Source organism: Alteromonas gracilis, from assembly GCF_002993325.1.
Lineage (GTDB): Bacteria > Pseudomonadota > Gammaproteobacteria > Enterobacterales > Alteromonadaceae > Alteromonas > Alteromonas gracilis.
Genome location: NZ_PVNO01000026.1, coordinates 49,170 through 75,651 on the forward strand (window position 1 = coordinate 49,170; position 26,482 = coordinate 75,651).

Below are 26,482 nucleotides of genomic sequence, written 5' to 3' on the forward strand. Positions count from 1 at the left end.
CCTTCAAAACAAAGAAAGCGGCGATAGATGCTTCATCCTAAGTGGTGTAAAATGACTACTTGAAGCATCTTGTTCTACGCTTTTTTACTGCCACATCCCTTTTTCACAATTTCACATCAGGCCTATATACATGATCCACAACGATGTTTTACGTCGCCTTCGTTACGCTTTAGCCATAAATGACACTGCCGCTATTAGTATTTTTAAACTGGTTAATTACGACATGGAGATAGGTTATTTGCATGCTGTGATGAAGCGAGAGGGCGAAGAAGGGTACCTTCCTTGTCGCGATAAAATTATCTCGTTATTTCTTGACGGACTAATAATTAAAAATCGCGGTCGACAAGAAGGGCAGGAGCCTCAAGAATTGGGGCCTAAAGAGCGTCTGAGTAATAATGAAGTACTGCGAAAAATTCGCATTGCAATGAGTTATAAAGATGAAGATATGATTGCCGTGCTTAAACTCGCAGACTTTAGGATGAGCAAGGGTGAGCTATCTGCGTTTTTCAGAAAGCCTGACCATCGAAATTTCAAACCTGCCGGCGACCAGGTCGTTCGCAACCTGCTGCAGGGCATGGTGAAAAAATATCGACCTGACTCAACTGGCGCTGGTCGCAGCGCGCAAACAAGCCTTAAAAAGCCAGCCACTAGTACGCCGGGCGCTAATAAGCCTAAAGAGATCAAACCGGCAGAGATTACGCCAAAAAACGGTAAACCAAACGAGAGCAAACCTCATACAAATAAACAAGGCGTTGTGGCATCACCTTCTAAAAAGGTTGAGAGCGCAGCTAGCCGAAGAGTTAACGATAAGTCTCAAAAAGGCAAAAAGCAAACCAATACATCTGTGTGGGGCGAACTACCTGCTAAAAAGCGGTGAATAAAGTTAACCACTAGATGGTCTTCATTTGTTTGCGTTTGAGGCGTTGTTAGGCTAATCGATATCAATCAAAGGTGGAAGGAATCTTTATTTATGCGTTTATCTGTGGTGCTGACAATCTTTTATTTTGGTATAGCAGCAACGCTAACTGGGTGCGATATGACGAATAGCAGCAATAAGGATACTGATACTAACAGGGCCGAAACGACATATCTAAATGCTGACAAAGTTAAACCCCAGTCTATCGTTTACAAAACAGTTAATGGCAAAGGTTTAGCATTGGACCTATACATGCCAGCTTTCTCCGAAACAACTCCTAGACTCGCTTTGTGGGTGCATGGAGGAGCTTGGATGAGAGGGAGTAAAGATGAAACCATGCCCAAAAACGGTAACTTGGTCGCCTCTTTGCTCAATGAAGGTGTGGCCGTTGCGGCAGTAAATTATCGACTTAGCGGTGAGGCCATTTATCCTGCCGCCCCTAATGATATAAACGATGCGATTAATTTTTTAGTTGATAATAAAGATGAGCTTAAGCTGAGTGCTGACCGTGTAATAATGATGGGGCGTTCCGCGGGAGGGCATCTGGCCTCGCTCTTGACCACATCAAACAACGACGACGTGCCATTTCTTAATGCAAAGCCGCGCTACAGTGTTATTGGTATGGTTGACTTTTTTGGGCCCTCTGACCTTGTTGCCTTAAGAGGAAACAGCGGCAAGGTTGACCACGATGCTCCCGACGCTGCCGAGGCCTTATTTTTAGGTGAATCACCACTGGCCAACGAAGCCTTAGCGCGAGAAGCATCGCCAACTACTTATATAGATGATGAAACGCCGCCTTTTATTATTTTCCACGGACTTGATGATGGTGTAGTACCCGCTTCGCAAAGCGAATTATTGAGTCGCCATTTAGACCAATTTGGCGTGCCAAACGCGTTGTTCCTCGTTAAAGGTAAGCGCCACGGTGATCCGGTATTTGATACCGACGAGTTTGTGTCGAAAGTAATTAGCTTTGTAAGAGACGTTAAAAAAGAAAATAACTGATTTCATTTCAATAGGGTAAAAGGAAAAAAATTATGAGCCGACATTTCGATAAGGCCGAAGGCCTGTATGAAGAGAAAGATGCTGCTACCCAAGGCTTTGTGTTCAATCAAACTATGCTGCGCATTGCAGACCCTAAGCGCTCGCTAGACTTTTACACTCGCGTAATGGGGATGACACTCATTAAGCGGTTGGATTTTGAAGAAATGAAGTTTAGCCTTTATTTTTTGGCTGCAGGAGACGATTTCTCGGATATTTCCGACGATGCCGATGAGCGTACCCAGCAAACTTTTGGTCGCCCCGCAATGCTTGAATTAACCCATAACTGGGGTGATACGCCAGAAACGGTTAGCTACCACAACGGCAATACCGAACCTAAGGGATTTGGTCATATTGGTTTTCATGTACCCGATGCTGAATCAGCCTGCGCCAGATTCGAATCCCTAGACGTTCCTTTTCAAAAAGGCCTGAATGATGGCTCTATGAAAGGTATTGCGTTTATTAAAGACCCGGACGGCTACTGGATTGAGATTTTCGACGCATCAAAAGTTGCTGAAACTTGTGCGCCGCATTTGAAAAAGTAGCTTAGAGGTTTCGAAGGTTGTGCATGCTGCTCGCAGAGCTTAGCTAGTCGAGAATTTCAATAAAGCATCACTAGACGAGGGTAGCCCATGGAAGTCGGCTACCCTTTTTGTTTATCAATTCGCCTCAAGGGTTAACTCTACACCGCTAAATTCAGTATGTAAGTCGTGCTGAGTATTTAATAAGAATAAACGGTTCGCTTCAACGTTAGCTTCGTTAGCTAAATAGCGTTTTACCGCTTTGCTCCGCGCATCAGCCAGTTGAATTAATTCACTTTCTGAAATATCGATGCTGTTGCGTAGTCTGTTGTATCGCGCAATGCTTAATGCGCGATTTACACTATCTTCGTTGACAATTTCCTTGATGCCATCAGCACTTTTTGGGCTATCTTCATCACCTAAATTTGCGAGTTCAGGGTAAAGCTGCACCATCATGTTTTCAAATTCTTGGTTAAGGTCAGGTGTAAACACCTCAACATAGTGTGATAAAAGGGCGTCGGCTAATGGGCCTTCCAATGGAATACGGCTGCCGGTTAATGGCTCATCTTGCGAACTTCCACTGTCGCTGAGACTTTCATTTTTTCCGCCAGCAGAAGTATTCGCGGTCGTACTCTCATTGTCTGAAATAGCAGATGGTTCAATAAGTCCGCTTTTCGCTAAAAGCGTGGTGTTTAGCTGACGTTGTGCCAGCGCACTTGCATCTGATACCGCATTAACCGTACCTTCGATGTTTACTCTAAGCCCAGGGCGTTTTTTTAAGGCCTCAGCTAGAGTGTTAAGCTTTTCCTTAGCCTGGGCATCTAGCTTGTGTTCCCCGAACATAAACGTAACACTGTCGAGCTCATCGTCACTGCCAACCAGATTTGCTAGTAGCGAAAACGGTGCGGTTACAGCCTTGGTAATAATATTGCCAATAGCATTGAGGATAATAGAACCAAAGCTAAAATCTGGGCTATCTACGTCTCCAGATACATCTAAACCTAAATCTATAACGCCGTTACTATCTTCGAGAAGCGCGATAGCGAGCCCAAGCGGCAAACTTAGCGCTTGGTCAGAATTAGATTTTTTGCCTAGGGTTAGCTGGTCGATAACTACATGATTCTTACCTTCCAATGCTTTCCCGTTAAGCTTGTATTGCACGGCTAATGACAACAAGCCTTTATCAATGTAATAGCCCATGTAAGTGCCAGAATAGGGGTTAACAGAAGTAAGTTCAGCGCCTTTTACTGAGAAGTTTAAATCTAGGTCTAGGTCACTTTTTAACGGGTGAATGGTACCCGCTAATTTTACTGGTGCGTAGTTATCTATTTTTCCAGTGACATCCACGTTCGCTGGCGTGTCTGAGCGGGAGTCGATGCCCGATACTTTTCCATTTAGGCTTTCTATGGCCGAAGCGAATTTCGGTGTTAATGAGTAATCAGCAAAGTAGGCTTTACCGTTTTCAATTGATATGGCATTCACTACAACAGCAAGCTCTTCAGCGTTTGAAGGCGTCTTTTCACGAGTTTCAGATGTAGCCGAATTTGTTGAGTTCATGCTGCGAGGTTCGTCAGCGATATCACTCTTAGCGGACTGCTCTGCATCGTTGTCTTGTTTTGAAGCAACAACTAGCTTGCTCACATTGGTCTGCTTAGCCTCATCGACAATGAGTCGAGCGAAGGGGGACAGTAACTTAATATTGTCTACGCTTAGCTGGTTTAAAGCGTGATTAAAATTGATATCGTCCACCATTAACGACTGCCATTGCAACAACGGCTCTTTCGCATCATCCAGAATGTTTAAGTCAGTCACCTTCGTACTGGCCTTAACGTTTAATGTATCAGTACCCCCATCACCCATTGCAGCGTCAAATTCAACATCCAGATTAAATAGCCCTTTTTCAAGGGTGACATTGGCGTAGGGGGAAATATATTGCTGAAATTGATTAAGCACTAATTGCTCGACGGCAGCTTTGCCCTTCACCGTTTGCTCTGCAATAACTAGACTTCCGCTACTTGTTATAGTGCCTTTTGACGTATTGCTAAAGGACTGGGTGTCGGCAGAAATTTCCAGGCTTGTGGTATAAGAAATGGGCTTAGAGTAGTCAGTGGTGATTTCACCGCTTTCAATATCGAAGTGACTAACTCTGTAATAGGTGCCATCACTTACACTTCGTTCTAGCATATCAATGGTGCCGTTATTGAACCCAAACTTTTGTAACGCAACCTGCCACCTGGACTCTTTGGTTAACTCTGTAGAGCTATTGAAAGTTTTTGTTTTTTTATGCATTTCCTCGTCTGTTGGTGCAGGCAAGGCGGTCTCTGCATGAATGCTGTTGTTTGCCTCAGGTGATTCACTCACACCTACTTGCTCAGCACTTTCACTCTCTATTTGAGACCCAGAGGGAACATGGGTGTTTGTATTGGTGCTCGTTTGCGATGTAGAGGAAGCGAGGCCTTTAGGTGTAAACAGGCGTTGTAGATCTAGCCCGGTTTCATCAAATAAACCCGACACCCTTATATCGTTCAGCGAAACTTCAGCAATATTTACTTGCTGCTCTGCACCGTTGACGTTTATGTCGTGAATAGCAAATGCGGGAATGGCCAGGATCTCTTTCGAGGTACTAGCGCTATCTGGCGCACTCGATGACGCAGTTGCATGAAACACCAAGTCGTTGACGGCAAATTCCCCCCGCTCTAGTAAAAACTGAAACGCATCTCCCTCTTCAAAAGCTTTTGCCTGAAGGCTTAGACTAACCCTACCGTTTACCAGTGTCGCTTCTATCATATCTTTTGATAGCGACCAAAGCGGTGTAAGCGCCACGTCACTTATTGCAACGTCGGTGGTAACTTTAAACGGAGATAGTTGGAACTCACCTTTGATGGAAACTTTGCCTCTCTCGGCGGTGAGCAAATCAAACTGATATTGATTAAACGCGGCTTGGCTTTCGTAGGGCGAGTTGTTTTTCTCGGTATTTGGGTTTTTACCCGAAGAAGCTGTGCTTACATCCTGCTCGTTGATGTCGATTGATCCGCTATCGTTAATGTTGATCACAGCGTGCGTATCTAGGTCTTGCAGTACCACATTCAATTCTGGGTAATCCAGCAAGGTATCGGTAACTTTGTCTTCTAAAACAATATGTCCGTCGCTTAGTAAAAACTGACCTAGTGTTATTCGAGGGACCAGTCGTTGAGATACGTCTTCCTTTTCATTTTTATCTTGCGTACTGCGCTTTTCAAGGTGAGCAAGGATGTCAGAAAAGTTGAACGTCTGCGTGTCTTTACCGGTACTTAAACGTGCTACTTTTGCATATGGCGCATTGATGCTTAATGACTCAATCGCAGGAGTGAGAGTAAACAGTGTTTTCCAAAAGCCAATATCTAGCGAAATACTATTTACACTAAAAAAGCGATTGTTTACCTCTGTATTATTGGTATCACTTTCATTGCTGTTCTTACTCTTGTTGTCACTAATACTGGTCGCTGATGGCTTAGATTCTGGATAGACGACAAAATCAGTAATGTCTAATTTCAACAGAAAGGGGTTGATAGCAATATCTTCAACAGCAGCACTTCGCCCTGTATTTTCTTTTACTAGATTAGGTAACTTTGCCTCTAACACCGCAGGAATCACTACACCTAAAAAAAGGGCATAGGTAAGGTAGAAAAGGACAAGGTAGCTAGAAAGTCGAAACCACTTTGGTTTCGCTGAAAACCAAGATATTGCGTTTTGCATAGACGATTAGGCTGCGTAATTGAGTATGAAAAGATGAGCAAAGTCGCTATTAGCAAAAGTACAACCTTGCAAAAAATTTAGAGCGTATTGATTTATGCCAGACAGCACATCTCAATACGCTTTCAACAGATTACAGAGCCGTTAGCAAATTATCTAGGCCAGATTTAAAGAGCGCTTGTGTTTCTTCATCGGCATTTACATTTAGGTATGAGCTGATTTGCGTGGCAAAACTGGCAATCATATCCGTTGATAGGCCTAGCGCCTCAAACTGTTGCTTCAAATCATTTACAGATTTAAGTGTCGAGCTATATTCAGATGCCTTATTAAGTAAGCCTGATAATGACGAGCTAGAACTTGCTGCCTTATCGCTGCTAAGTGAAGGTACGTTCTCAAGAAGACCATCAATACCAGGAATACTGTTCGCCAGCTCCGCGTAGTCACCACTAGAAAGGTTTCCTTGAACGTAGTTCATAATAGACGCAATACCGCCTTCTGATTGCGTTTCAGATACATTAAGAGTGTCAGAGACTGTGGCTACTAGGCTGGATAAGTCGATAGCAGACGCAGCACTTGTCGCCATTTCAGTCAGGCTACTAGAAGTAACAGTCGAGTCAGCTTTCTTATCGCCTAAAAGACCTTTGAGCTGGTCGATGTTGGCATTTGCGTTTGGTGTAACCAACGCAAGGGCAAAAATTGCGGGAGCTAGAGCGAAGCGGTTCATAATAGATTTCCTTGTTGTACACCGAGGGAGTAAAAGCCCCTCTTAGCGCAATGTGATGGCCGATAATTAGCTATCGATTATCTAAGCCGTCCATAAATTAGAATTAAGAAGATAAATGAGTATTTGTATTCTACCGTAGTGCAGAGGTATTTTCTTTAGATGAAATGTAAAGGCACTTTACGCTTTCACTAAACCTTGCATGGCCAGAAAGTAGTGATACTAAAATAAGCGTAAATCAGACAGCATTTAAGCTAATTAGACAAAACACTAAAAGGAGCGGTGCGCTCCTTTTAGTATTCTGACAAGTCTCGTGCTTACTTGCTTTGTTTTGGCGGAATAATTATGCGCTCTGCGTCTGGGAGGGCATTCTTCTCAATACTCGCGGTATCAAGGCTGGCGCTAAGTTGGTAGTCTAACTGAACGAGAAGCCCCGTTTGCTTTACTCCTTTTCCGCCCTGAATACGCGGTTTGTATTCCCATTGTTCAAGGGCAACTTTAGCGCTCTTTTCAAATACACCTGCTGGCTTCGATTTGACCACGGTTACGTTATCGGTCGCGCCGGTTTCAGTGATATCGAAAGAAAGCACAACAAAGCCTTCTACATTGTCTTGTGCCGCTTTTTCCGGGTAGGCGGGTGGAACACGTTTTATAGGTGACGCCATGTTAATTTTATCTTCAGCTTTAGCTGACGGTACGGGTGAATTTGCCAATGCCGTATTTATAGTCAGTAGCGCGGCAATGGAAAGCATCCCTGCTGCCAGCACTTTACTGCTCTGAATAGGTTGTTTAATGGCGTTTATTCGTTTGATCATAGTCCTTTTTTCTCCAAAGGTTGGGTATAGCCCTATATTACGATGCAGGGCGTTTGAACAATGCTCAGCACACTGCACAAGTGCTTTTGCATAGGTGAGTTTTTCTTTGTCTGTTTTGTCTTTCAGTACCGCGTTATCGCAAGCCAACTCTTGATTTATTCTGAAGGATTTCAGTGCTAGCCAAACGAGGGGGTTAAACCAAAATAGAATGGCGAGAATAAGCGCTAAGGTATTCCACAGATGATCACAGTGTTTGCGATGTACGTTTTCATGTTCTAACACCAAGGCTTGTTGCTTTACTGAAAACGTGCTTTTAAATGAGAAGGGTATAAGTACTTTGGGTTTAATAAAACCAAACAACATGGGCATGGGCGCTTTGCTAGAATAATACGCATTGGTGTGTAATGCGTGGCGTTTTGAAATAGAAGTCCAGGTTGCGAAATGATGGACCAATACATAGGTAGTGATAATAGTCACACCTATCGCCCAGAGAGTAAGCCAAGTTGCAAAGTGGTCAGTGCCAAGCGTGGGCTTTACACCAACCATATATCGAGTGAAGGTATTCGATGGGATACTCACTAACGACATGGGAAGGTTGTTAACAATCAAGCACGCAGGCACTAACGCCCACAATTTATATGAAAGAGAAACGCCAATCTTATTAGTAAAAAAGTGCTCGCAGATAATCAGTAAGCCAAGCGCTAGTGATAAAACGCCTTGTTGAGCAATGAGCCAATCAATCATTTTTCTGTTCCCATTCTTTTATAAGGGCTTTCAGTTCACTCACATCTTGTTTAGAAAGCGAGTTTTGATTGGCAAAACCGGCGACCATTGGAGCAATTTTGCCCTTAAATAAGCGACTAACGAAGTTTGTCGTTTCTTTCTTTGTATAATCCTCGCGCGCAATGAGCGGGTAGTAGAGGTATTGGCGTTGCTGCTTTTCAAACCCTAACACACCTTTTTTTACCAGGCGCCCAAGCAGCGTCTTTACTGTTTTCTCATGCCAATCTTTTTTATCATTAAGCCGCACTACAACATCATTTGACGTTGCAGGATGGTCGTCCCACAGTACGTCTAACACTTCAAATTCAGCGTTCGAAATTTCAGGTTTTTCCTGCATGTTGCTCATAGTATTAACGTCTTTTATGTTTGATTACATTTGTAGTCGATATATTTAGATTACACTTGTAATTTTAAAGTGCAAGAATTTTTTGCGTGTTTTTAGAGCAGTTTCAAAGAGTGGGTACTTATCGATGCGGATTGGTATAAATAGACTTGAGGCCTTTAAATCACACATGGTGCAAGTGAGAAAGTAGTTGAACAAGATGAAAGAGAGTAACAAGCAAGAGTAGAAAGAAAGGCGAGAAAGCAAACCGAGGCAGAAAAGTCTAAGGTACCTTTAATTTTTCAGTACAGAACGGTAAAGCTAAGTTCATTGGCTTCCAGAAACTCACCCAAAATTCGGGCTTGTTGGTTTCCTCGTGGGACCATGACATAGCAGGGCGGAGCTGGGGTGACCTCCTGTAACTCGTACCACAGGGTATCAAGTACATCTTGACCGTTTTTAAGGAAGGTTTCGCCCCAAGACGTAGAGTAAAGAATAGACACGTCCTCGACTGTTGCCTTTTGTCTAAGCGTAGGAAAGTTAACCACGGCAAAACATGCCGTAATTCTCTCAGGAGCGAGTAGGTCATTTCGAGGTAATGAGGCTACTTTTACAGGCGGGAAGTATTTACACAAATGTTTAAGTAGGTCGTTTAAATCTAGCTCACTGACTTCGCCATAATTGTAGTCGAGCAATACCTTCGTATTTGTGTCGATAATCTTACTTGAAACGCACCACACCATCAGCGCGATAGCACTGGGCGCTTGAGAAATTTTCTGCGACTCGTCGATAATGCCTGATTTGCTAAGAAGGTCTCCTGCATAGGCCGACCATACCTCGTCACCGTTTTTGAGCTGACGCATGGCAATCGTCACGGTATCGCAATACAAGCTTTCGTCAAAAGCTCGCCTTAAAAACTCAATTTTGTCCGGCTTTTTAGCGTAGTACGTGCTCAGCCGCCTACCCAAAACCGTCATGTCTTTTTCGTCCATGACCTGCTGATAGTGGCCTAATTCTTTTGAAATACGGCGATAACACTTCAACAAAAACCGATGAATTCGTCGGCTTAGCTGGACCCGCTCACTGAAATTCCATGTTTGCTGATTATCAAAATGTGCAAGATCCTTGCGACTCCAGCCCCACTGCCTGGCGTAAGACGCCATAATTTTGCGCTTAAAATTAGGTTTTTCGTCTTCAAAAAGCGGCTCGCTGAGTGCACAGCCACACTTTAAGTATAAACACTGCTGTAAAACGGCAACGTCTTCGGCTTGCCCATGAGTTTTGTAATGAGCGATGAGCTCGTCAAACATCAATGAGTAGGGATCAATTTCAGAGACATGCCCTGGTGCTTCACTAGCCCTGTGAACGTGCCTTTTTAGGATGTTGCATAGGGGCTGACCTTCGTCAATATTGGCCAGATAAACCTCAAGCTTCGCCATTTTGAGAACGGATTTAAAAGGCGAGTCCATGGCTTTTCCTAGCTGCCAAATCGCAGCACCGAATAGCTCGCTGGCGTCTAACTTTTCTACGTTACCTAAATCCATAAACCAGTCTAGGTCGGGCGACCCCCCTTTTTCTAAACTGCTATAGATCGCTCTATACTGCTTGTCAGACGTTTTATCAGGGGTTAGCCACCAGAAAGGCGCTCGACCAGCTACCACAATGTTTGTGCTGTAAAACTCAGATTTTAATAATAATGCTTGGGCTGAACCGGCACTTTCACCCTCTGCAATTCCAAAATCATTTTCTTTTACTTTATCAATTTCAGACAAAAAGAAGTGTACTTCGATACCGAAGCGTTCATCTGCCCATTCTTCAACTGCGGTAAGTTTTTGCTGTAGTAACGAGAGTTCCGTTGCCGTGAATTGTTTACCATCAATGCAGACCCAAAAGTCAAAGTCTGAGTCGTCGGTTTGTGCAATGGTTCCCACACTGCCCATCAATACCAGTGCATCGATAGCGCGTTGCCTTGGCCAAATCTGTTTTACTTCGGTAAACAAGTGGCTTTGTGCGGGAAAACAACGCAATAAAGCTTTTTCTATATCATTTCTGAAAGAGTAATTATTTATCCCGAAAGGAACACTCTCACCTGATGGAATCGGCGCTACATAGCCAGGAAGTGCTTCGTGATTAACGTGCACTAGAAAAGGTAAAACGTGAAAAAGTGGCTTGTGCTTTTCAGGCATAAGGGTAAGTGCACGTTCGATACGCGACTTATTATACCTGAGAACTCGCAACAACCTTATTGTAAGGTTTTGCTTAACTGAGAGCGTCTGTGGCGCTGCCATTATGTCAATCTACACTTCATCATGGTGCCAAGCATAACGCTATTTTGTTCCAACTTCCTCAAATTTTCATCGCAAAGTGAGCATCTTTCCCAACAGCGAATGAAAAGGACGATACACGCAAAAACAATCTCTTTTGAAGATGTTCGTGAGACATCACTATAACGTTTAAATAATTTACGTATAACAGTATTTTTAATTTCGAAATAACGTGCTTTATTTTTTCGGCGGATACTGCTCAAGTAATCTAATTACAAGCTCATCCAATTTATTTTGAATGCTTATACTGTCTTTTGATTCAAGTTCTACCACACCCGATGCGCTGTATATGAATTTTCCGTCTTTAACCAAATCAATCTGAAGGCCTTGCTGTAATGTGGTTTGCTCTCCAACGGGAATACTGAAAATACTGCCGAGAGAGATACCACCCGAGCGTCCAAAACTACCGGTTCCCAACCCAAGATTTAACGTGGTGCCATCTTCCTTCGTTGAGTTAGATGGTAAATAGACTACAGCAATATCAGCGTTTTCCTCTGAGGCCGGTGTCAGCCCTTTCGCTATTAAATGCTGTGTAATGGTAGAGGATAGATGACTGGCCAGCGTTGCATTTATTGGTTTAACCGGAGCGGGAATGTGAAAGGTTTTGATATCAGCAAAATTCTGTGTGCCATCGACACTTACCTGAGGCTTATTGCTACTGCAGGCACTTAAAGCAAGCACACATATTGCTACTAATAAAACCGCTTTTATTTTATTCACTGAAAGTGCTGTCTCTTTCATAAAACCTGTTGAGGTGCCGCTAAACATAACTTACTCACTGTAAAATATTGCTTTTTTAAAGACATCTGCTGTAAAGCAAAGTTCGACTATAAATATCTTAAACGTCGCTATCACTTACTTTGGATCGCATAAAACAGACTGTTTTAGCAAGACTTGGCAAAATCGTTGCTGTTTCCAAGGTTTAAGAAAAAGCCGTTCTGTCTTTACTCGCTGTATAATCATACAAGTTTGAGAGCTCGGCATTATCATCAATTTGTCGTTTATTTTGGGCACAAACCACGAGTGATTTTTTCATTTGCTAGCCAGTCAACTTAAGTTAATTGCAGCTGGGTGCTCCACATAGAAGGATGAGCCGTATGAAATGGCTTATAACTCGTTTCAATGAAATCTTTTACGACTGTATTTTCACTCAGACTGAAAGATTGCGGCAATAAATCAAGGGAAAGTGAACATGAAACCAACGTTACTAAAACACGGTGCACTAGCAGCGGTAGTGGCCTCCTTTTTTTCATTCAGCGCAACTGCACACAGTTCAGAAGAGGCCCAAGTTGAGCTGGTTGGTAAAATTAAAGGAACTCAGATAACTGGTGTTACCGTTAGCAATAAGGGGCGAGTATTTGTCAGTGCGCCAAATTGGCGTGATGGCGTGCCTTTTTCGGTTGGGTTAGTTTCCGACAATGGGGATTTCACTGCTTACCCTAATGCAGAGACAAACGCGTGCGTTGCGCAAAGTAAAGTGCGTAAAGATTGTTTTTTAGCCGTGCAGTCAGTAGTTGCACACAACGAGAAACTTTACGTATTGGATACCCGCAACCCAAAGTTTCAGGGTGTGATTGATGCTCCTCGTGTGTTTGTTGTTGATTTAGCAACAAACAAAGTAGAGAGCGCATTAATTCTCAGTGAAGAAGCCTATCACCCTGATTCATATATCAATGACTTGCGCCTAGACGAGAAAATGAATCGTATCTACATGACAGACTCAGCACATGCTGGATTAGTCGTGTATAACCTTGAAGATGATAGCAGCTACCGTGTTTTAGATAATCATGAAACTACAACAGCTGAGGTTGACGCCTTAAGTATTCAGGGTAAACCTTTCAAAATGACGGTTCAGTCAGACGGTTTAGCGCTAGATACGTTAAATGATACTTTATATTTTCATGCGTTATCAGGCTACTCGTTATATGCCATCAATACCGCTGATATCAACAAGGCTTCAAATGATGTGCTGGCTAAAAAAGTGCGAAAAGTCGCAACAACAGGCGCGCCAGATGGCATGATTTATCATCAAGGTAACGTTTATTTAGCTGACTTAGAAAAGCAAGAAGTGCAGTACCTTACGCCAAGTCTTGACCTTCGTACCCTTGTAAAAGGCGAGGTGGTTAACTGGGCCGATACTTTTAGCATTTATAACGGTTCGCTTTACTATACGAACAGCAAAATACAAGATGCGGGCAGTGATGTAAGCAATATGACGTTTGAGGTTTACAAAACAGCGTTACCTGCCCGTTAAAGTACGGGTAATAGGTAAGGAACAGAACATGAGCATGATTAAAAGAACAGGTAAGGCATCACTCGGTTTGGCAGCTTTATTATTTTTCGCAGGGCAGACCTCAGCAAAATCAGATTTTGAATATGGCCCAGTGTTTAGCACTTTTGGGAAGCATGCATCAGTCGAGGGCGTACGCTTTCCTGAAAATCAGACATTCAAGATTGCTTTTGATGTCGCCAAAGCGGCAAACCCCGGTGAGGTTAACCGCAAGTTTGAGTCGCTGGCGCGGTTTATTAATATGCACGTAGCTAACGGCATAAAACAGGAAAACCTCTCGCTCGCGCTTGTGGTGCACGGCTCTGCTACCGAAGAAATGCTTAAGACGGCGAACTTTAAACAGCGCAAAGGCCAGCCTAACGGAAATGAAACACTGCTTACAGCACTTATGGAACAAGGTGTTGAAGTAATAGTATGCGGGCAGTCTGCTGTCGCCCATGGCGTTGAAAAAAGTGCATTGATAGACGGAGTTAAAATGGACTTGTCAGCCATGACAGCTCATGCGCGCTTAGCGCAAGAAGGGTATTCGGTGAATCCTTTTTGAGTGTCTCTTTGTTGTCAAAAATGACAATGCATTAGCTTGAAAAAGAATAAACTTTGGCCATTACTTTCATCTGGTTGAGGCCGCAAGCACTCGTTCGTATGGATCTAAAACAGCTACTACTATTTATTTACATCAACACCCTAAAGCAGGTTTGATCGAACTTCTTCGGTTCAATGTTACTCCACCAATAATGTTAGGTTTAGGGGGCAAACGAAGTTTGCAAGCGCTTCTTTTAAGAACTATATATATAACCAACGGCTAATTTATTAAGTGCAATTAAATTCAAACGCCATGGGCATGAGCAAAAACACAGACACCCATTTTAACGTAGCGCTTACTAAGGGAAGTGAGTTCTCAAAAAGCTTTGAGTTTCCAAAAGATATCGATGATTCAATACTCATCGACTATTTGAAGCTTTCAACAGAGTACTCAGCTGACGAAGTGTTCTGGATGGACACCGATTCCACTGTTATCTACGTAAATCAATCTGCGTGTCTTAAACTTGGCTATGAATGTCATGAGCTCATTGGGATGAAGGTTTGGGAATGGGACCCTCTGTTTCCAAAAGAAGTTTGGCCTGCCTTTTGGGAAGAGCTTAAAAGCTTGCAATCTGTCGATTTTGAGAGCCTGCACAAAAGTAAAGATGGAAACATTTTTCCAGTACGTATCAAAGGTCATTACATCAATATAAATAGCAAAGAGTTGCTGTTTGCTTATGTAACCGATATATCTTTGGCAAAACAATACGAAGAAAAATTAGAAAGCTACAACCAGCGACTAGAAGATGAAGTAAATAGAAAGACACGTCAACTTCAAGCTGAGAAAGAGTTAGTACATAAACATGCTGAAAAGTTAGAGCAACTTGTAAAACAACTCAACGAAACAGTTGATAAGAATAATTATCTACAACAACAGCTATATGATGAAGCTCATACTGATGCACTAACAGGATTGTACAATAGACGTCATTTAGATAAGGCATTTGCGAAAGAGGTCACAAATGCCGATAGGTATAACTCAGACTTAAGCGTCATTATGGTTGATATCGACCACTTCAAACTGATAAACGACACATTAGGGCATCAAGTTGGCGATGAGGTACTGAAACAGCTATCCAAGATTCTGTCTAAGAGAGTGAGAGCATCTGATGTCCTAGGGAGATGGGGAGGAGAAGAATTTGTTATTCTACTTCCAAACACAACCACTCAAGAAAGTGAAACGATAGCTGAAGAGTTGAGAAAACTGGTTGCGTATCATAAGTTTGGTGATGCTGGCGAAGTTAGGGTAAGTCTTGGGGTGGCCAAGCATAATAATGGTGAACCGAGTACTATACTTATTCACAATGTTGACATCGCGCTTTATCAAGCAAAGCGAAAAGGCCGAAATCGTGTTGAGACCTATACTCATGATTTAAATGAATAAAATTAGTCTTATTTTAACAAACACGCCATGTCACAATCTTGTATTTAAGCGCAGTTTGTTTAACGCAGTTACAAACAAACTAAAATGTTTAAATTATTCAAATAATACAATCTCAACCAGAATAATTTCCCGCATTCTTAGTTAGTCGAGGAAACTCGCCCAAGCGCAATAATTCTCTCAAACGGCGTGGTATCCGGCAGTGTACCTAAAGCAAAACCACTTCCATTACCAAGCCTCGATTCACAGAACGTGTGGGCAATGTCGTTAAGGGCGTTGTCGTTATCAATTGACGTAGCAAGAAGAGAGCAAGCCTGAAGCGCTAGCGCCATCTGCTCTGTTAAATAGCGGCTTCGCATTTCCATGTTCTGCGTATTTGATAGCTCGTCAAATAGCTTACTTAAGTGAATATCGTAGTGCTTATTTTTGCCAGTTTGGGTCTTAAGCTCGGAAAACAAGACCTCTTTCACATTGGGCTCTTTGGCAAGTGCGCGCAGTACATCTAAGCATTGCACGTTTCCACTGCCTTCCCAAATAGAGTTAAGCGGGGCCTGACGGTAGTAACGGGGCATGGGGTTTTCTTCAACGTAACCAATGCCGCCTAAACATTCTTGGGCTTCGTTAACAAACATGGGCGTGCGTTTACAAATCCAGTATTTTCCAATTGCCGTGACAAGCCTTGCCAGTGCGGCTTCATGGTTGTTATTCGATGCACTATCAACTGCTTTTGCTACTCGCATAGTCAGTGCGGTGGCGGCTGCGCATTCAATGGTAAGGTCTGCCAGAACGTTTTGCATTAGGGGCTGATTGACTAATGTTTTGCCGAAAGCGTCGCGATGACTCACGTGATGTAATGCGTGAACCAGTGACTGCCGCATAAGAGCGGATGATCCAATCATGCAGTCTAATCGTGTAAGCGAAACCATATCTATGATAACTGGCACGCCGCGGCCTTCTTCGCCAATCAAATATGCGGTGGCTTCCTGGAATTCAACTTCAGATGATGCATTGCTCCAATCGCCTAGCTTGTCTTTCAAACGCTGAATGCGCACGTTATTAAGTTCACCGTTTTCAAGCATTCTTGGTAGTAAAAAACAGCTTAGTCCGCCTTCTGCCTGTGCAAGTATAAGATGAGCGTCGCACATGGGGGCTGAGAAAAAGAATTTATGCCCTACAATATGGTAACTGCCATCAGCCTGTTTCACTGCTGTCGTGGTGTTTCGCCTAACGTCCGACCCGCCTTGTTTCTCGGTCATACCCATGCCTATGGTGAGCCCGTGTTTCTGACTAGCGGGAAGAGAACGAGGGTCGTATACGCCGTTAATGGTTTTATCTAGGTAGTAGGGCGGTAAGTTTGCTCCATAACGCATTGCTGGGATTGCCGCGTGGGTCATGGTTAGTGGGCAAGATGTACCAGACTCAGCTTGATAATGCATATACATCAGCGCTGCGCGAACAGTATGGGCTCCTTCAACTCCCTCGTGCGTCCACGAATAGTTGTGAACATTGTGCTGCATCGCACTTTCCATTAGTGCGTGATAGCTCGGGTGAAATTCTACATTATCTGTGCGGCGGCCATAACGGTCGAATGTATGAAGCGTTGGCTTGTTCTTATTAGCGAGCTCCCCGTGAACCATAAGTGTATCACCCGCAAGTTGGCCATACTGATCTAATAAACCTTCGTCATGCTGGTGTGATGAAGGTAAATGGTGGTTTACCAATAGACGTAACAAGGCATCATTGCGCCACAAATTGTAGGGGGCGGGTATGGTGGGCTGGTTTTCTACAACGTGCGTTACAAATCGATTTGATGAGGTCATGGCATTTCCACTTATAAATAGAAAAGGTACATCTTTTTTGTGCTTTTACTTTAGAGCGCAATCTTAAAACACTTTGTTTAAACATTACATTAATATTTAAGAATTAACAATTAATGTAATGTTTGTGCCTGACGCATGTTTGTATGATGATGAATAAATATGTATTTGGCCTGACGCCACCTGAGATTTTGCGTAAAAACCTTGTCCCTATCTGAGATAAAGAAGTAATAAGAATTTGATAGTAGAAAATGAGAGAAAGCCCGTAGCACGAAAGCTTTTGCTAAAGCTATTGGGATCCCGTGACAATATTCAGATGAATGCCAGTGCAGCGGTTCGCGTGGGGGCGCTGTTTGGGATTTCTGAAAACAACATTCGCGTTACGCTCACGCGTTTACAGTCTGCGCAGCTCATCACCTTGGTTGAGCGAGGCTATTACAGACTGGGCGACAAAGGCATTCGTTTTGCTAAAGAAATACATCAGTGGCGAGAGGATGAGAACGGCCTGGTACCTTGGCAAAACGATTGGGTTGTTGCTCAAACCAGTCCCCTTCCTAAAAGTGATAAAAAGCAGTACAGAAATAACGAACGTGCACTCAAGCTTGTGGGGATGAAAAAGCTGGCAAACGACGTTTACCTTAGGCCTAACAATTTTTCAGGCGGCGTTGGCGAAGTTCGAGAAAGGCTTCACACGCTTGGCTTGTCGGGTAAAGCGCTAGTGTTTAGCGCCAGCGACTTTGACAGTAAGACACAAAGTAAGGCGATGGGACTATGGCGCCATCTAAACCTTGCGTCGCTGTATAAAGACGGATGCCGTGAAATAGAGGAATCTCTTGCTCGATTACCGTCTTTATCCCTTGAAGATGCAACCAAAGAATCCTATGTGATAGGAGATAGAGCGTTATATCACCTGGTGTTTGACCCCTTATTGCCTGCGCCGCTAGTTGATGTGACGATGCGCGAGCATTATCGTAATTTGGTAAAGCATTATGATGATATGGGCGCAGAGATATGGCATCGCTTTTTGAACCTAAATTAGGTTAGTAGCCTTGGAATTAAAACGGAAGTAGCCGAAATGGAAGTAAATATGACCGCATCAAGACCTTTGTTTAAGCATATACGCAATCACACCGCGCTTTTCAGTGAGCTGTCTCAATACCGAAACGCCGCGGTGAGCACTTTAGGTTTCACAGGTTATGAGTTTCACAAAACACCAAAGTTCGTAACCGAAGATGGAAGCAGGCTCACTATAGAGCCAGAGAGGAGTATTGTTCTACCCAGAGTTAATGCGTTATCGGGCTTGAAGAATAAGCTGACACGGGCTATTCCCACGTTACACATGGTTGAGCATAGTGAAATAGGCTATCGCTACCCAACGGCAGCGTTGGCTGGTCTAGACGCGCCATTCATAAAGCGAATGCGTTCTGAGTATTTTCACAAAATAGATGAAGACAGAAGTATTTGCCGCCCTGTGAATTTGTCTTACGGTATCAAAAGTCGTGGTAAAGCCGATAACAGACAAGAATACGAAGTGTGGATGCCTGATGAAGCGCCAGATCAAAATCCCTTACCTCTTCTCATCAATGCCTATGGCGAGGATTTACCTAATGATGTAAGGCACTTTGTTGAACAACCATCTAAAGTTCACGGTTGGATGGGGGTTAAGCGAGCGGCATTTGAAGCCCTTTACACAAACAAACAACATTGTGGTGATTTGATTATTTGCGTTGCTATGAGTGTCGATGCCTACAATATTGGGGCGAAACCCGACTTAGCCTATTCTCCTGAAGCGGAAAGTTCCATTGCTGTTAGCAATGCTGAATTTGAATGGGAGATTGAAGGGTACTATGCGCCTAGAGGGTGGGCGTTTGAGCACGACGAGGTGTGGGCAGCAATAAATCATACGTTAGAAGCTATAAACGAGCCGCTTGATAATTTATACGGCAACGAGATTATTCCTATTGCTGAAAGCAAAACCGAACGAATTCTGTCAACGCTGCAGTCACTGGGCGTTAGGCAAGAAGAAGTAGACGACCTCAATCTTCAGCCATGGGAATTCATGCTTACCGAGAGTGATCATAGGGTTAAAGCGCACGATCCAAGTCGCTCGGTTAACTTGTTGGGTAGGCTAAATCGACTCTTCTACCAGCCAGAACAGCAGTTGCCATCACTTAACTGGATGCATGATCTCATTTTATAGGTCGAGACTGTAAAGGTTACGCTGGAAACGGCTATTACCCCGTTGTGATTTTTTGAACCAAGTGCGCTGAGAGCAATTTCATGCGCGCTTTTTTGTTTCACTGTACCCAGACACCTGTAACTAAAAATACTTATATGTAAAATTCTATGTGAAACATGTTATTTTTTGTAAATAACTTTCAGTTTAGGCGTGATCTGTCTGTTTTATTCTTGTTTTCTGTAATTAAATTACGAAAAATGCTTTATTTTTTGAAAGTGTTGTTCATAATGTACGCATCATCTAGGTGATATCTAATTAAGTTACAAAATAGGAATTTAAAAAATGAAACTGTCTACTTTCGCTATTGCTCTAACACTAACTGTTGCTGCTACACAATCTTTCGCAAAAGATGTGGTACTAAAACCAATTAACGAAAATTTTGAAACACAGGCGTGTTTGACTGCGGCCGAAGAAGGTTTTGCTCCTGCGCTGCGCCTTATTCGCGCAAATGGCTTTAATGCCGAAGAATTTAGCGCATCTGTTCGCTGTAACGGTGAGTCTCTGCGTACTTTCGCTTATATGTACAGAAACAATAAAGCGACTGAAAACGCAAAAACCGTAGCGCTTGTTGCAAAGAATCAAGACGTAGCGTCACAAGCTTGTTTAGAAGCTCTTTCTTTAGGTAAAGAAGCAGCACTGGCGAAGTTTGGTTTGGAAGGTGAAAACATCATTTGTAACCACAAAACAATTTCTGACTTTGTTCGTGAATACAAAGCTGAAAACGTAGTAGTTCGTACTGCAGCTGAATAAGACTTCGTTTTAGGGTAGCAACCTACTGCTAATATTTTGTACAGTTTCATGGCCTTTCACTTGAAAAGGCGAAAGGCCTGACACTTTACGCTTTACCGATTTTATCTCTGCTTAAATTTTTTCACATCGGCTAATATTCCAGCCAACCAGTTCATTTTTAACTCACAAAAAAACTTAAATAGGCGTAACGTTTTGCCAATGATTATTGACTTTCATTAGAGTAAATCAAATGAAATTCAGTCTGTCTGCCATCTAAATACGTTACTTGCTCGCCATCAAAAAACGCATCTTCTTCCAGCATAATTCTTATCTCTTTGTTCCATTCTTCAATAAAGCTTGCTGCATTGAGCTCTATTGAATAGGCCGTTTTTGCAAACATTGGATAGTCACCTTGAACGGGTACTCCTTCCTGCGCATCCCACATTCCTATGGTTGGGCCGGCTGCATGGCCATGAAAACCAAGCGGGTGCGTATAAATAGCGGGCGAGATACCTTGTTCAATAGCTTGCTCACGAGACCTACTTAAAATGGTGTTTCCCGTTCTGCCTACCTTAAAATTATTGGTTAGAATGTCTTGCAACTGATTACCCGCTTTTAGCGCATTGTTAAGTGAAGCTGGTGCGTCTTTCTCACCCGGTTTTAACACATAGGCATGTTGCTGTTGATCGGTATTAAGGCGAAGGTAGGTAATGCCGAAGTCAACATGAATGAGATCACCCGGCCGAATGATATTTTCGCCAGGGCGTTTGCTAAATGCCCTGATTTGATCGAACACTTCATTGTCTTGGCGTTGAATAGAGACGGTGGGGTGAAACCAATTAGTAAGCCCTAGCGCGCGAGTTTGATCTCGAAGCCACCACACAACATCGTCAGTGGTGGTCACGTTTGGTGTAATAACTTCATTTGAAAATGCTGTTGCTATGAGCGAATGACCAATTTGAGCGAGTACTGGATAATACTGCATTTCCAGGTCGCTGCGCGTTTCTAACCACCCAATAGAAAGTCTTTCGCCACTTACAACACGGCTTGCCAGCTTTTCGGGAAGCACAGCCATAAATTTTTGATGTTCAGTAGAAGTCATCCCGTCAGCAAGTGCAAATGCATCAGATGTATTAATAGCAATTTTTGAAGGGTTTCGCGCTTCGATAATGTGCTTCAATGCTCCCCACTGGTCGGGTTGCGCTTCCTTATCCCACGCTTTTTTAAATAGAGTTCCTACCGCATACCTTGCAACAGCCAAACGTTCAAGCGGTTGGCCATTTCCGGGATTGTAAATAACTAACATGGTGTGACGCCTTGCGGAAATCCAAGTAGAGGGCAGCATAGTTTTTAAGACGGGATCTTCGTTGTACTCGCGAGACATTAACACCCACATATCGATGCCCTCGCGTTCCATAATGTGGGGCAGTACATCACTAAAGCGTTGTTCAAGAATCTTATCAATTAAGACACTTCTTTCTTTCATCGACAGCACCGAACTGGCTTGTACACTGAAACCAACAAGGGTGAGTAGAAGAAATAACGTTTTTTTCATATGCATTCCGTTGTTTTAGAAGTTATTTTTTTATTATTGGCTACTCTTTATACCGTTAACATGTAAATTACGGTTTGTACATATATATCAGCTGAATAAATTTATTGCGAAGCGCACTGGCAATGCCGTTTCATTGATCCGCTACTATGCTAACGAAGAGTTAATTCCTTCTGTTCGCACTAGTGGAGGAAATAGAGTATTCCCTCGTTCTGTCATTCGCAGGGTGTCTTTTATTTTAATTGCGCAAAATATGGGTTACTCCCTTGCTCAAATAAAGAACCTGTTGTCTACACTTCCTGACAACAGGACGCCGACCCAATCTGATTGGGCGCAATTAAGCAGGGTGTTTAATCAGCATATTGAGGAAAAAATTACAGCACTGACCAGTCTAAAAACGTCATTAGAAGGGTGTATTGGATGTGGGGGTTTGTCATTAGAACGCTGTAGGCTTTACAATACCGACGATAAAGTGGCAGCCCAAGGTAGTGGCGCCCAGTTGCTCGATGAAAACGTGCAATCTCAGTTTTTAGTTTCTCATAAAAAGTAGCGCTTCATGCACCCAAAAAACCTTCATAAGAACGGCTATCCTATGGATGCGCTGTGCCAGTCATATCCGGCGCTTAAGCCGTTTCTCGTGCGTGCCAAAAGCGGCAATATAAGTATCGATTTTACTAACCCCGAAGCGGTGAAAAAGCTTAATGCTGCCTTGCTTCACCACTATTACAAACTAGAATATTGGGATATCCCTGATGGCTACTTGTGTCCCCCTGTACCTGGCAGAGCAGATTACATTCACGGCATTGCAGGCTTACTAAAAACATCAGGCAGAGACCAACAGCCGGTTCTTGGATTGGATATTGGCGTTGGAGCTAATGCTATCTATCCAATTATTGGTGTCTCATCTTATAATTGGTCGTTCGTAGGAAGTGACGTGGACGATGCCGCAATAAAAAGTGCTAAAGCCATTGCCGGTAAAAATAGTGTGTTAGCCAGTAAATTCAGCGTTCGCCAACAAACTAACAGCGCGCATATTTTTAAGGGGGTGATCGAAGAATCTGATCGCTTTACCTTTACCATGTGTAACCCGCCGTTTCATAAATCCCCGCAAGAGGCGCTGTCTGGCACCCGTCGAAAAACATCTAATTTGAGCCGAAATAAACAAAAGCGAAGCGGAGCCAAGTTTGCTGGTAGTCAGGCGCAAAGTGTTGAGCGTCGCTTGTCATCAGCAGAACTCAAGAATAATGCTGCCAGAGGACAGGCCGTTAACTTAAATTTTGCGGGTCAGGCCAATGAATTGTGGTGCGAAGGTGGAGAGCTTGCCTTCATTCAGCGAATGGTGCAAGAAAGCGTTTCGGTAAAAACTAATGTGCAGTGGTTCACTTGTTTAGTGTCTAAAAGTGCACACGTAAAGCCAATTAGAACGAGTATAAATTACTATGGCGCTACTTCGTGTGAGGTTATAGAAATGGAGCAGGGTAGTAAAATTAGTAGGTTTATAGCCTGGTCGTATTCTAACTAAGGTTATACCAATGTAGGTTTGACAGATAAGTATGAATGGTCAAAACTTTACAAAATTTTAAACACTTATGTACCCGTGTTCATGAACTCTGTTGTGGTCTTCTTAATTCTACACTTCGTTTTATACCTTCAGAATAAAAGGCACTAGGAAATTGTCTCATTCGTTTTATTTTATTCGATACGCTCTTTGCCTCTGTGTTCTTTTTGCATCTACTGTTTCGGGCAGTGAAAGCTACCGGGTGGAGCAATGGTCTGTGTCTGGCGCGCCAACTTATGATATTGGGCAACGTGTTAGCGCCAAAGGTTTGCCGCAGATTTCTGTTAAAGCCATCGTCCGTGATAGCCGGAATTTCATATGGATTGGGACCGAAAATGGTCTGGCGCGTTTTGATGGGCGAAATTTTGAATTTTTTAATACGGTTAACACGCCTGAGCTTGGCTCAAATTGGATAGAGGGTCTTTTCCTTGACGATATAGGTGATGTTTGGATCGCCACCCGCATTGGGCTTGTCCGTTACTCTAACGGCGAATTTTCCGCTATTGCTAGTGATTTGAATGGCGAGCCTGTTCAGCTAATTGTTTCAAGTAAGAAAGACAGAGCGTGGGCGATAACGACATCTTTGTGGAAAATACAAAAAAACACACTTCAGAACACTAAAGCTATTTCAGAGCAAATCTATCATCCTGTTTATCATAATCGACATCTCTGGTTTATTGATGCAGCAAATAATTTATTACAAGCGTCAGTCGGCGCGTCAATAGATATTGATTGCCGATATCAACTTGGGCTGACAACACCCGTTGATGGACTTATCGTAAAACAGAATACTGCATTTATTCTAAGTAAAACGTCGCTACACCGTTATGAAGTTTCATCAGCAAACTGCGCTATCAAAAAACTCGAACGTTTAGATGACTTAGAAATCGTAAGTATTCATAACAGTCACTCGGATGGCATTGTTGCTGTTACCAACAAGGGTGAATTGTTTGACGTAGATACAAGTGGCAGCGGCGTTCGCAAAGCGTTGACGGATTATTTAGATAAGGCAGCGCTGATGGATGACGGCGTACTTTTTGATGATAATGGAACGTGGTTTTTAGGAAGCAAAACAAAAGGTCTTCAACTGTATTGGCCTACCAGTGTAAAGCGGGTGGATCAAAGCCAAGACATATCTCAATCTCGTGTGTGGTCTTTTTTCGCAACTGAAGACAATTTATATGCGGCTACAGATAGTGGCGTTTTCGCCACTAATAACGGAGAACAATGGCGTTTATTGATTCCAGCCGATGAGTTAGAGGGAAACAGTGCATATAGTTTCTTTACTGATAGTAATGATTACTGGGTTGGTACTCGAAATGGCCTTTATATAAGGTCAACGGAGGGGGCCTTTTCTCGCTCAGATGTTCAGCTGGAAGGATTGCAAATTAATACGCTCTTTGCAGATGAAAACGTAGTTTATGTCGCTACAACGAAAGGGCTTTTTTCTTTTGATGGCATGGATGTAAGTTCGATACCAACGTTTGAAAGCCAATCTGTGCGCAGTATTCTTAAAACTAAAAACGAGGTTTTATGGGTAGGCACAGAAGCGGGGTTATTTAAAAAAGAGAATGGCGTTTGGGCTGAAGTTGATGTTCTTAATAGCGGCAATATCTTCGTGTCGTCACTGCTTGAATATGGCGATGGGCAGTTGTTAGTCGCCACCTATGGCAAAGGGTTATTTCTGCTTGATAATAATAGTTGGCAGGCGTTTAACGTGAAAAACGGTCTGCCTTTTCAAGACCTCTTTGCTATACAAATACGCGGTAACAAACTGTGGCTTAGCGGCGCGAGCGGTATTGCTTCTATACCGCTTAGTGAACTTGGCAACAAGCAATTGACCAGCGATGTAATCTTGCGTGATGACGGGACATTTAGCGCCCGTTCTGATCTCAGGTGCTGCAATGGGGCAGGAAACCACAGAGCAATCGTATTTAAAGATAAGTTATATTTACCTACCCTTGAAGGCGTTCTTTCAGTGGGGGATACAATAGCCCCTATGCACAACGGTCAAACGACCATCACTGGTGTTTATGTCGAGGGCGTGAGGCTTAATCAAAAATATGAAAAACTCAATCTAGGAAGAAAGCAAAACGTTGAAGTTGATTTCTCTGTAGCGACCTTTTCAAGCGAGACAACCCCAGAATATCGATACAGATTAGATAGCAGCGATTGGGTTTATGCTGGGCATAGAGAAGAGGCTTTTTTGGCAAAACTACCCGCGGGTGAAACGCGCTTCGAAGTGTCATCAAAAATTAACGGGGCAGGCTGGTCAAAACCAGACAGCGTTATTTTTTACGTAGAGCCTCATTGGTGGGAATCGTCGTTGGCAAAAGCGCTTGGTTTGCTTGCTACTGTTGCAATGTTGTATGCGTTATATCTTCACAGAATAGCCAGATTTAGGCGCCGAAACGAATTGTTGGAAGCTCGGGTGAAAGAGCGAACCCTTGCTTTTGAACGAGTGAATAACGAACTAAAGGTAAAAAATAAAGCGCTTGAGGAAGCAGTGTTAACTGATCCACTCACCGGTTTATACAATCGTAGAGCGGTTAATAGCTTCTTGCCAAACCTTTTAAGCATAGTTAATGAAAGGGCCGAACAGCATGCACACACTAACGAAAATAGTGAAACCTGCGCCATTTTTCTCATCGACCTAGACAATTTTAAACAGCTTAATGATACTTTTGGTCACGATAAAGGAGACGCGGTTCTATACAGCGTGTCTAAAGCATTACAACTGGTGTGCCGAAGCACTGATAAGCTCGTTAGGTGGGGCGGTGAAGAGTTTTTATTGGTAGTCCCATCAATAAATAAAGACGATATAAACAAATTCAATAGGCGCTTGCATGAGTCAATTGAAAACCTTCATATTGCGCTCGAATTACCGACTTCAATTACTATGTCGATAGGGGTAACAACGCTTCCTTGGGATGACAGTGCTGTCGATGCAAGGTTATGGGAACATGCAGTATTAATTGCTGATTGGGCTTTATACCAAGTCAAGAACAACGGTAGAGATGGAACGTCTTTAGTGACTGCATCTCAAGAAATGGTTTTGTGGCCTGACTGGGGTGTGGAGGGGCTTTCCACAGCAAAAGAGAGAGGGCTATTACAGTTGACCTTGTTAGGCGGTAATAGCCCTTTTTAAATGACCTTAGACTG

At 43.1% G+C, this 26,482-nt stretch carries 20 protein-coding genes; 12 read left to right on the top strand and 8 right to left on the bottom strand.

Features of this window, described 5'->3' with window-relative positions; all coding sequences use genetic code 11:
* The first annotated feature begins 130 nt into the window (after positions 1-130).
* The 3 genes from C6Y39_RS12120 (at position 131) to gloA (ending at position 2,499) form a co-directional block, all read left to right on the top strand.
* Complete coding sequence (locus tag C6Y39_RS12120) at positions 131-877, top strand: YehS family protein (protein WP_105931528.1); 747 nt, start codon at positions 131-133, stop codon at positions 875-877.
* A 93-nt stretch (positions 878-970) separates the two neighbouring features.
* Positions 971-1,918 carry an alpha/beta hydrolase gene (locus C6Y39_RS12125; RefSeq protein ID WP_105931529.1) on the top strand — a complete coding sequence of 316 codons (948 nt, stop codon included), beginning with the start codon at positions 971-973 and terminating at the stop codon, positions 1,916-1,918.
* A 32-nt stretch (positions 1,919-1,950) separates the two neighbouring features.
* Complete coding sequence (gene gloA, locus C6Y39_RS12130) at positions 1,951-2,499, top strand: lactoylglutathione lyase (RefSeq protein WP_105931530.1); 549 nt, start codon at positions 1,951-1,953, stop codon at positions 2,497-2,499.
* Between the two features lie 114 nt (positions 2,500-2,613).
* On the opposite strand, the gene C6Y39_RS12135 is transcribed toward gloA, so the two are convergent.
* From C6Y39_RS12135 to C6Y39_RS12160, 6 genes are all read right to left on the bottom strand, one after another.
* Positions 2,614-6,210: a DUF748 domain-containing protein gene (locus C6Y39_RS12135; protein ID WP_105931531.1), complete on the bottom strand. Its 3,597-nt coding sequence runs from the start codon at positions 6,208-6,210 to the stop codon at positions 2,614-2,616.
* 130 nt (positions 6,211-6,340) lie between these two features.
* The gene (locus C6Y39_RS12140; RefSeq protein ID WP_105931532.1) at positions 6,341-6,931 is read right to left on the bottom strand and encodes a DUF2780 domain-containing protein; all 591 of its coding nucleotides are present in this window, start codon (positions 6,929-6,931) and stop codon (positions 6,341-6,343) included.
* A 314-nt stretch (positions 6,932-7,245) separates the two neighbouring features.
* Positions 7,246-8,487 carry a M56 family metallopeptidase gene (locus C6Y39_RS12145; RefSeq protein WP_105931533.1) on the bottom strand — a complete coding sequence of 414 codons (1,242 nt, stop codon included), beginning with the start codon at positions 8,485-8,487 and terminating at the stop codon, positions 7,246-7,248.
* Positions 8,480-8,872: a BlaI/MecI/CopY family transcriptional regulator gene (locus C6Y39_RS12150; RefSeq protein ID WP_105931534.1), complete on the bottom strand. Its 393-nt coding sequence runs from the start codon at positions 8,870-8,872 to the stop codon at positions 8,480-8,482. Before C6Y39_RS12150 ends, C6Y39_RS12145 begins: the two co-directional genes overlap by 8 nt.
* Before the next feature lie 278 nt (positions 8,873-9,150).
* The gene (locus tag C6Y39_RS12155) at positions 9,151-11,136 is read right to left on the bottom strand and encodes a class I adenylate cyclase (protein ID WP_105931535.1); all 1,986 of its coding nucleotides are present in this window, start codon (positions 11,134-11,136) and stop codon (positions 9,151-9,153) included.
* Between the two features lie 213 nt (positions 11,137-11,349).
* Positions 11,350-11,940, bottom strand: a complete 591-nt coding sequence (locus C6Y39_RS12160; RefSeq protein ID WP_240618882.1) for a DUF4136 domain-containing protein — start codon at positions 11,938-11,940, stop codon at positions 11,350-11,352.
* Between the two features lie 424 nt (positions 11,941-12,364).
* Here C6Y39_RS12160 and C6Y39_RS12165 point away from each other — a divergent pair, with 424 nt between their 5' ends.
* From C6Y39_RS12165 to C6Y39_RS12175, 3 genes are all read left to right on the top strand, one after another.
* Entirely contained in the window at positions 12,365-13,426 is a 1,062-nt protein-coding gene (locus C6Y39_RS12165) for an L-dopachrome tautomerase-related protein (RefSeq protein ID WP_105931536.1), read from the top strand.
* A gap of 28 nt (positions 13,427-13,454) precedes the next feature.
* The gene (locus C6Y39_RS12170; RefSeq protein ID WP_105931537.1) at positions 13,455-14,006 is read left to right on the top strand and encodes a DsrE family protein; all 552 of its coding nucleotides are present in this window, start codon (positions 13,455-13,457) and stop codon (positions 14,004-14,006) included.
* Between the two features lie 270 nt (positions 14,007-14,276).
* Positions 14,277-15,428 (top strand): GGDEF domain-containing protein, encoded by a 1,152-nt coding sequence (locus C6Y39_RS12175; protein ID WP_105931538.1) that lies wholly within the window; start codon positions 14,277-14,279, stop codon positions 15,426-15,428.
* Positions 15,429-15,565: 137 nt separating this feature from the next.
* Here C6Y39_RS12175 and C6Y39_RS12180 read toward each other — a convergent pair whose 3' ends face one another.
* Entirely contained in the window at positions 15,566-17,245 is a 1,680-nt protein-coding gene (locus tag C6Y39_RS12180; RefSeq protein ID WP_105931539.1) for an acyl-CoA dehydrogenase family protein, read from the bottom strand.
* Between the two features lie 235 nt (positions 17,246-17,480).
* Here C6Y39_RS12180 and C6Y39_RS12185 point away from each other — a divergent pair, with 235 nt between their 5' ends.
* The 3 genes from C6Y39_RS12185 to C6Y39_RS12195 all read left to right on the top strand — a co-directional run bounded on the left by C6Y39_RS12185 (position 17,481) and on the right by C6Y39_RS12195 (position 20,231).
* Positions 17,481-18,281, top strand: coding sequence for a PaaX family transcriptional regulator (locus C6Y39_RS12185; protein ID WP_105931540.1), 801 nt, complete (start codon positions 17,481-17,483; stop codon positions 18,279-18,281).
* 48 nt (positions 18,282-18,329) lie between these two features.
* Complete coding sequence (locus C6Y39_RS12190) at positions 18,330-19,442, top strand: hypothetical protein (RefSeq protein ID WP_105931745.1); 1,113 nt, start codon at positions 18,330-18,332, stop codon at positions 19,440-19,442.
* Between the two features lie 321 nt (positions 19,443-19,763).
* A complete protein-coding gene (locus tag C6Y39_RS12195; protein WP_105931541.1) occupies positions 19,764-20,231 on the top strand; it encodes a DUF3718 domain-containing protein in 468 nt (155 codons plus the stop codon).
* 202 nt (positions 20,232-20,433) lie between these two features.
* On the opposite strand, the gene C6Y39_RS12200 is transcribed toward C6Y39_RS12195, so the two are convergent.
* Positions 20,434-21,771 (bottom strand): M24 family metallopeptidase, encoded by a 1,338-nt coding sequence (locus C6Y39_RS12200; RefSeq protein WP_420808486.1) that lies wholly within the window; start codon positions 21,769-21,771, stop codon positions 20,434-20,436.
* A 76-nt stretch (positions 21,772-21,847) separates the two neighbouring features.
* On the opposite strand from C6Y39_RS12200, the gene soxR reads away from it, so the two are divergent.
* From soxR to C6Y39_RS12215, 3 genes are all read left to right on the top strand, one after another.
* Positions 21,848-22,312 carry a redox-sensitive transcriptional activator SoxR gene (gene soxR, locus C6Y39_RS12205; RefSeq protein ID WP_105931543.1) on the top strand — a complete coding sequence of 155 codons (465 nt, stop codon included), beginning with the start codon at positions 21,848-21,850 and terminating at the stop codon, positions 22,310-22,312.
* Between the two features lie 6 nt (positions 22,313-22,318).
* A complete protein-coding gene (gene rlmF / locus C6Y39_RS12210; protein ID WP_105931544.1) occupies positions 22,319-23,284 on the top strand; it encodes a 23S rRNA (adenine(1618)-N(6))-methyltransferase RlmF in 966 nt (321 codons plus the stop codon).
* A gap of 151 nt (positions 23,285-23,435) precedes the next feature.
* The gene (locus C6Y39_RS12215) at positions 23,436-26,468 is read left to right on the top strand and encodes a ligand-binding sensor domain-containing diguanylate cyclase (RefSeq protein WP_146128604.1); all 3,033 of its coding nucleotides are present in this window, start codon (positions 23,436-23,438) and stop codon (positions 26,466-26,468) included.
* Positions 26,469-26,482 lie beyond the last annotated feature (14 nt).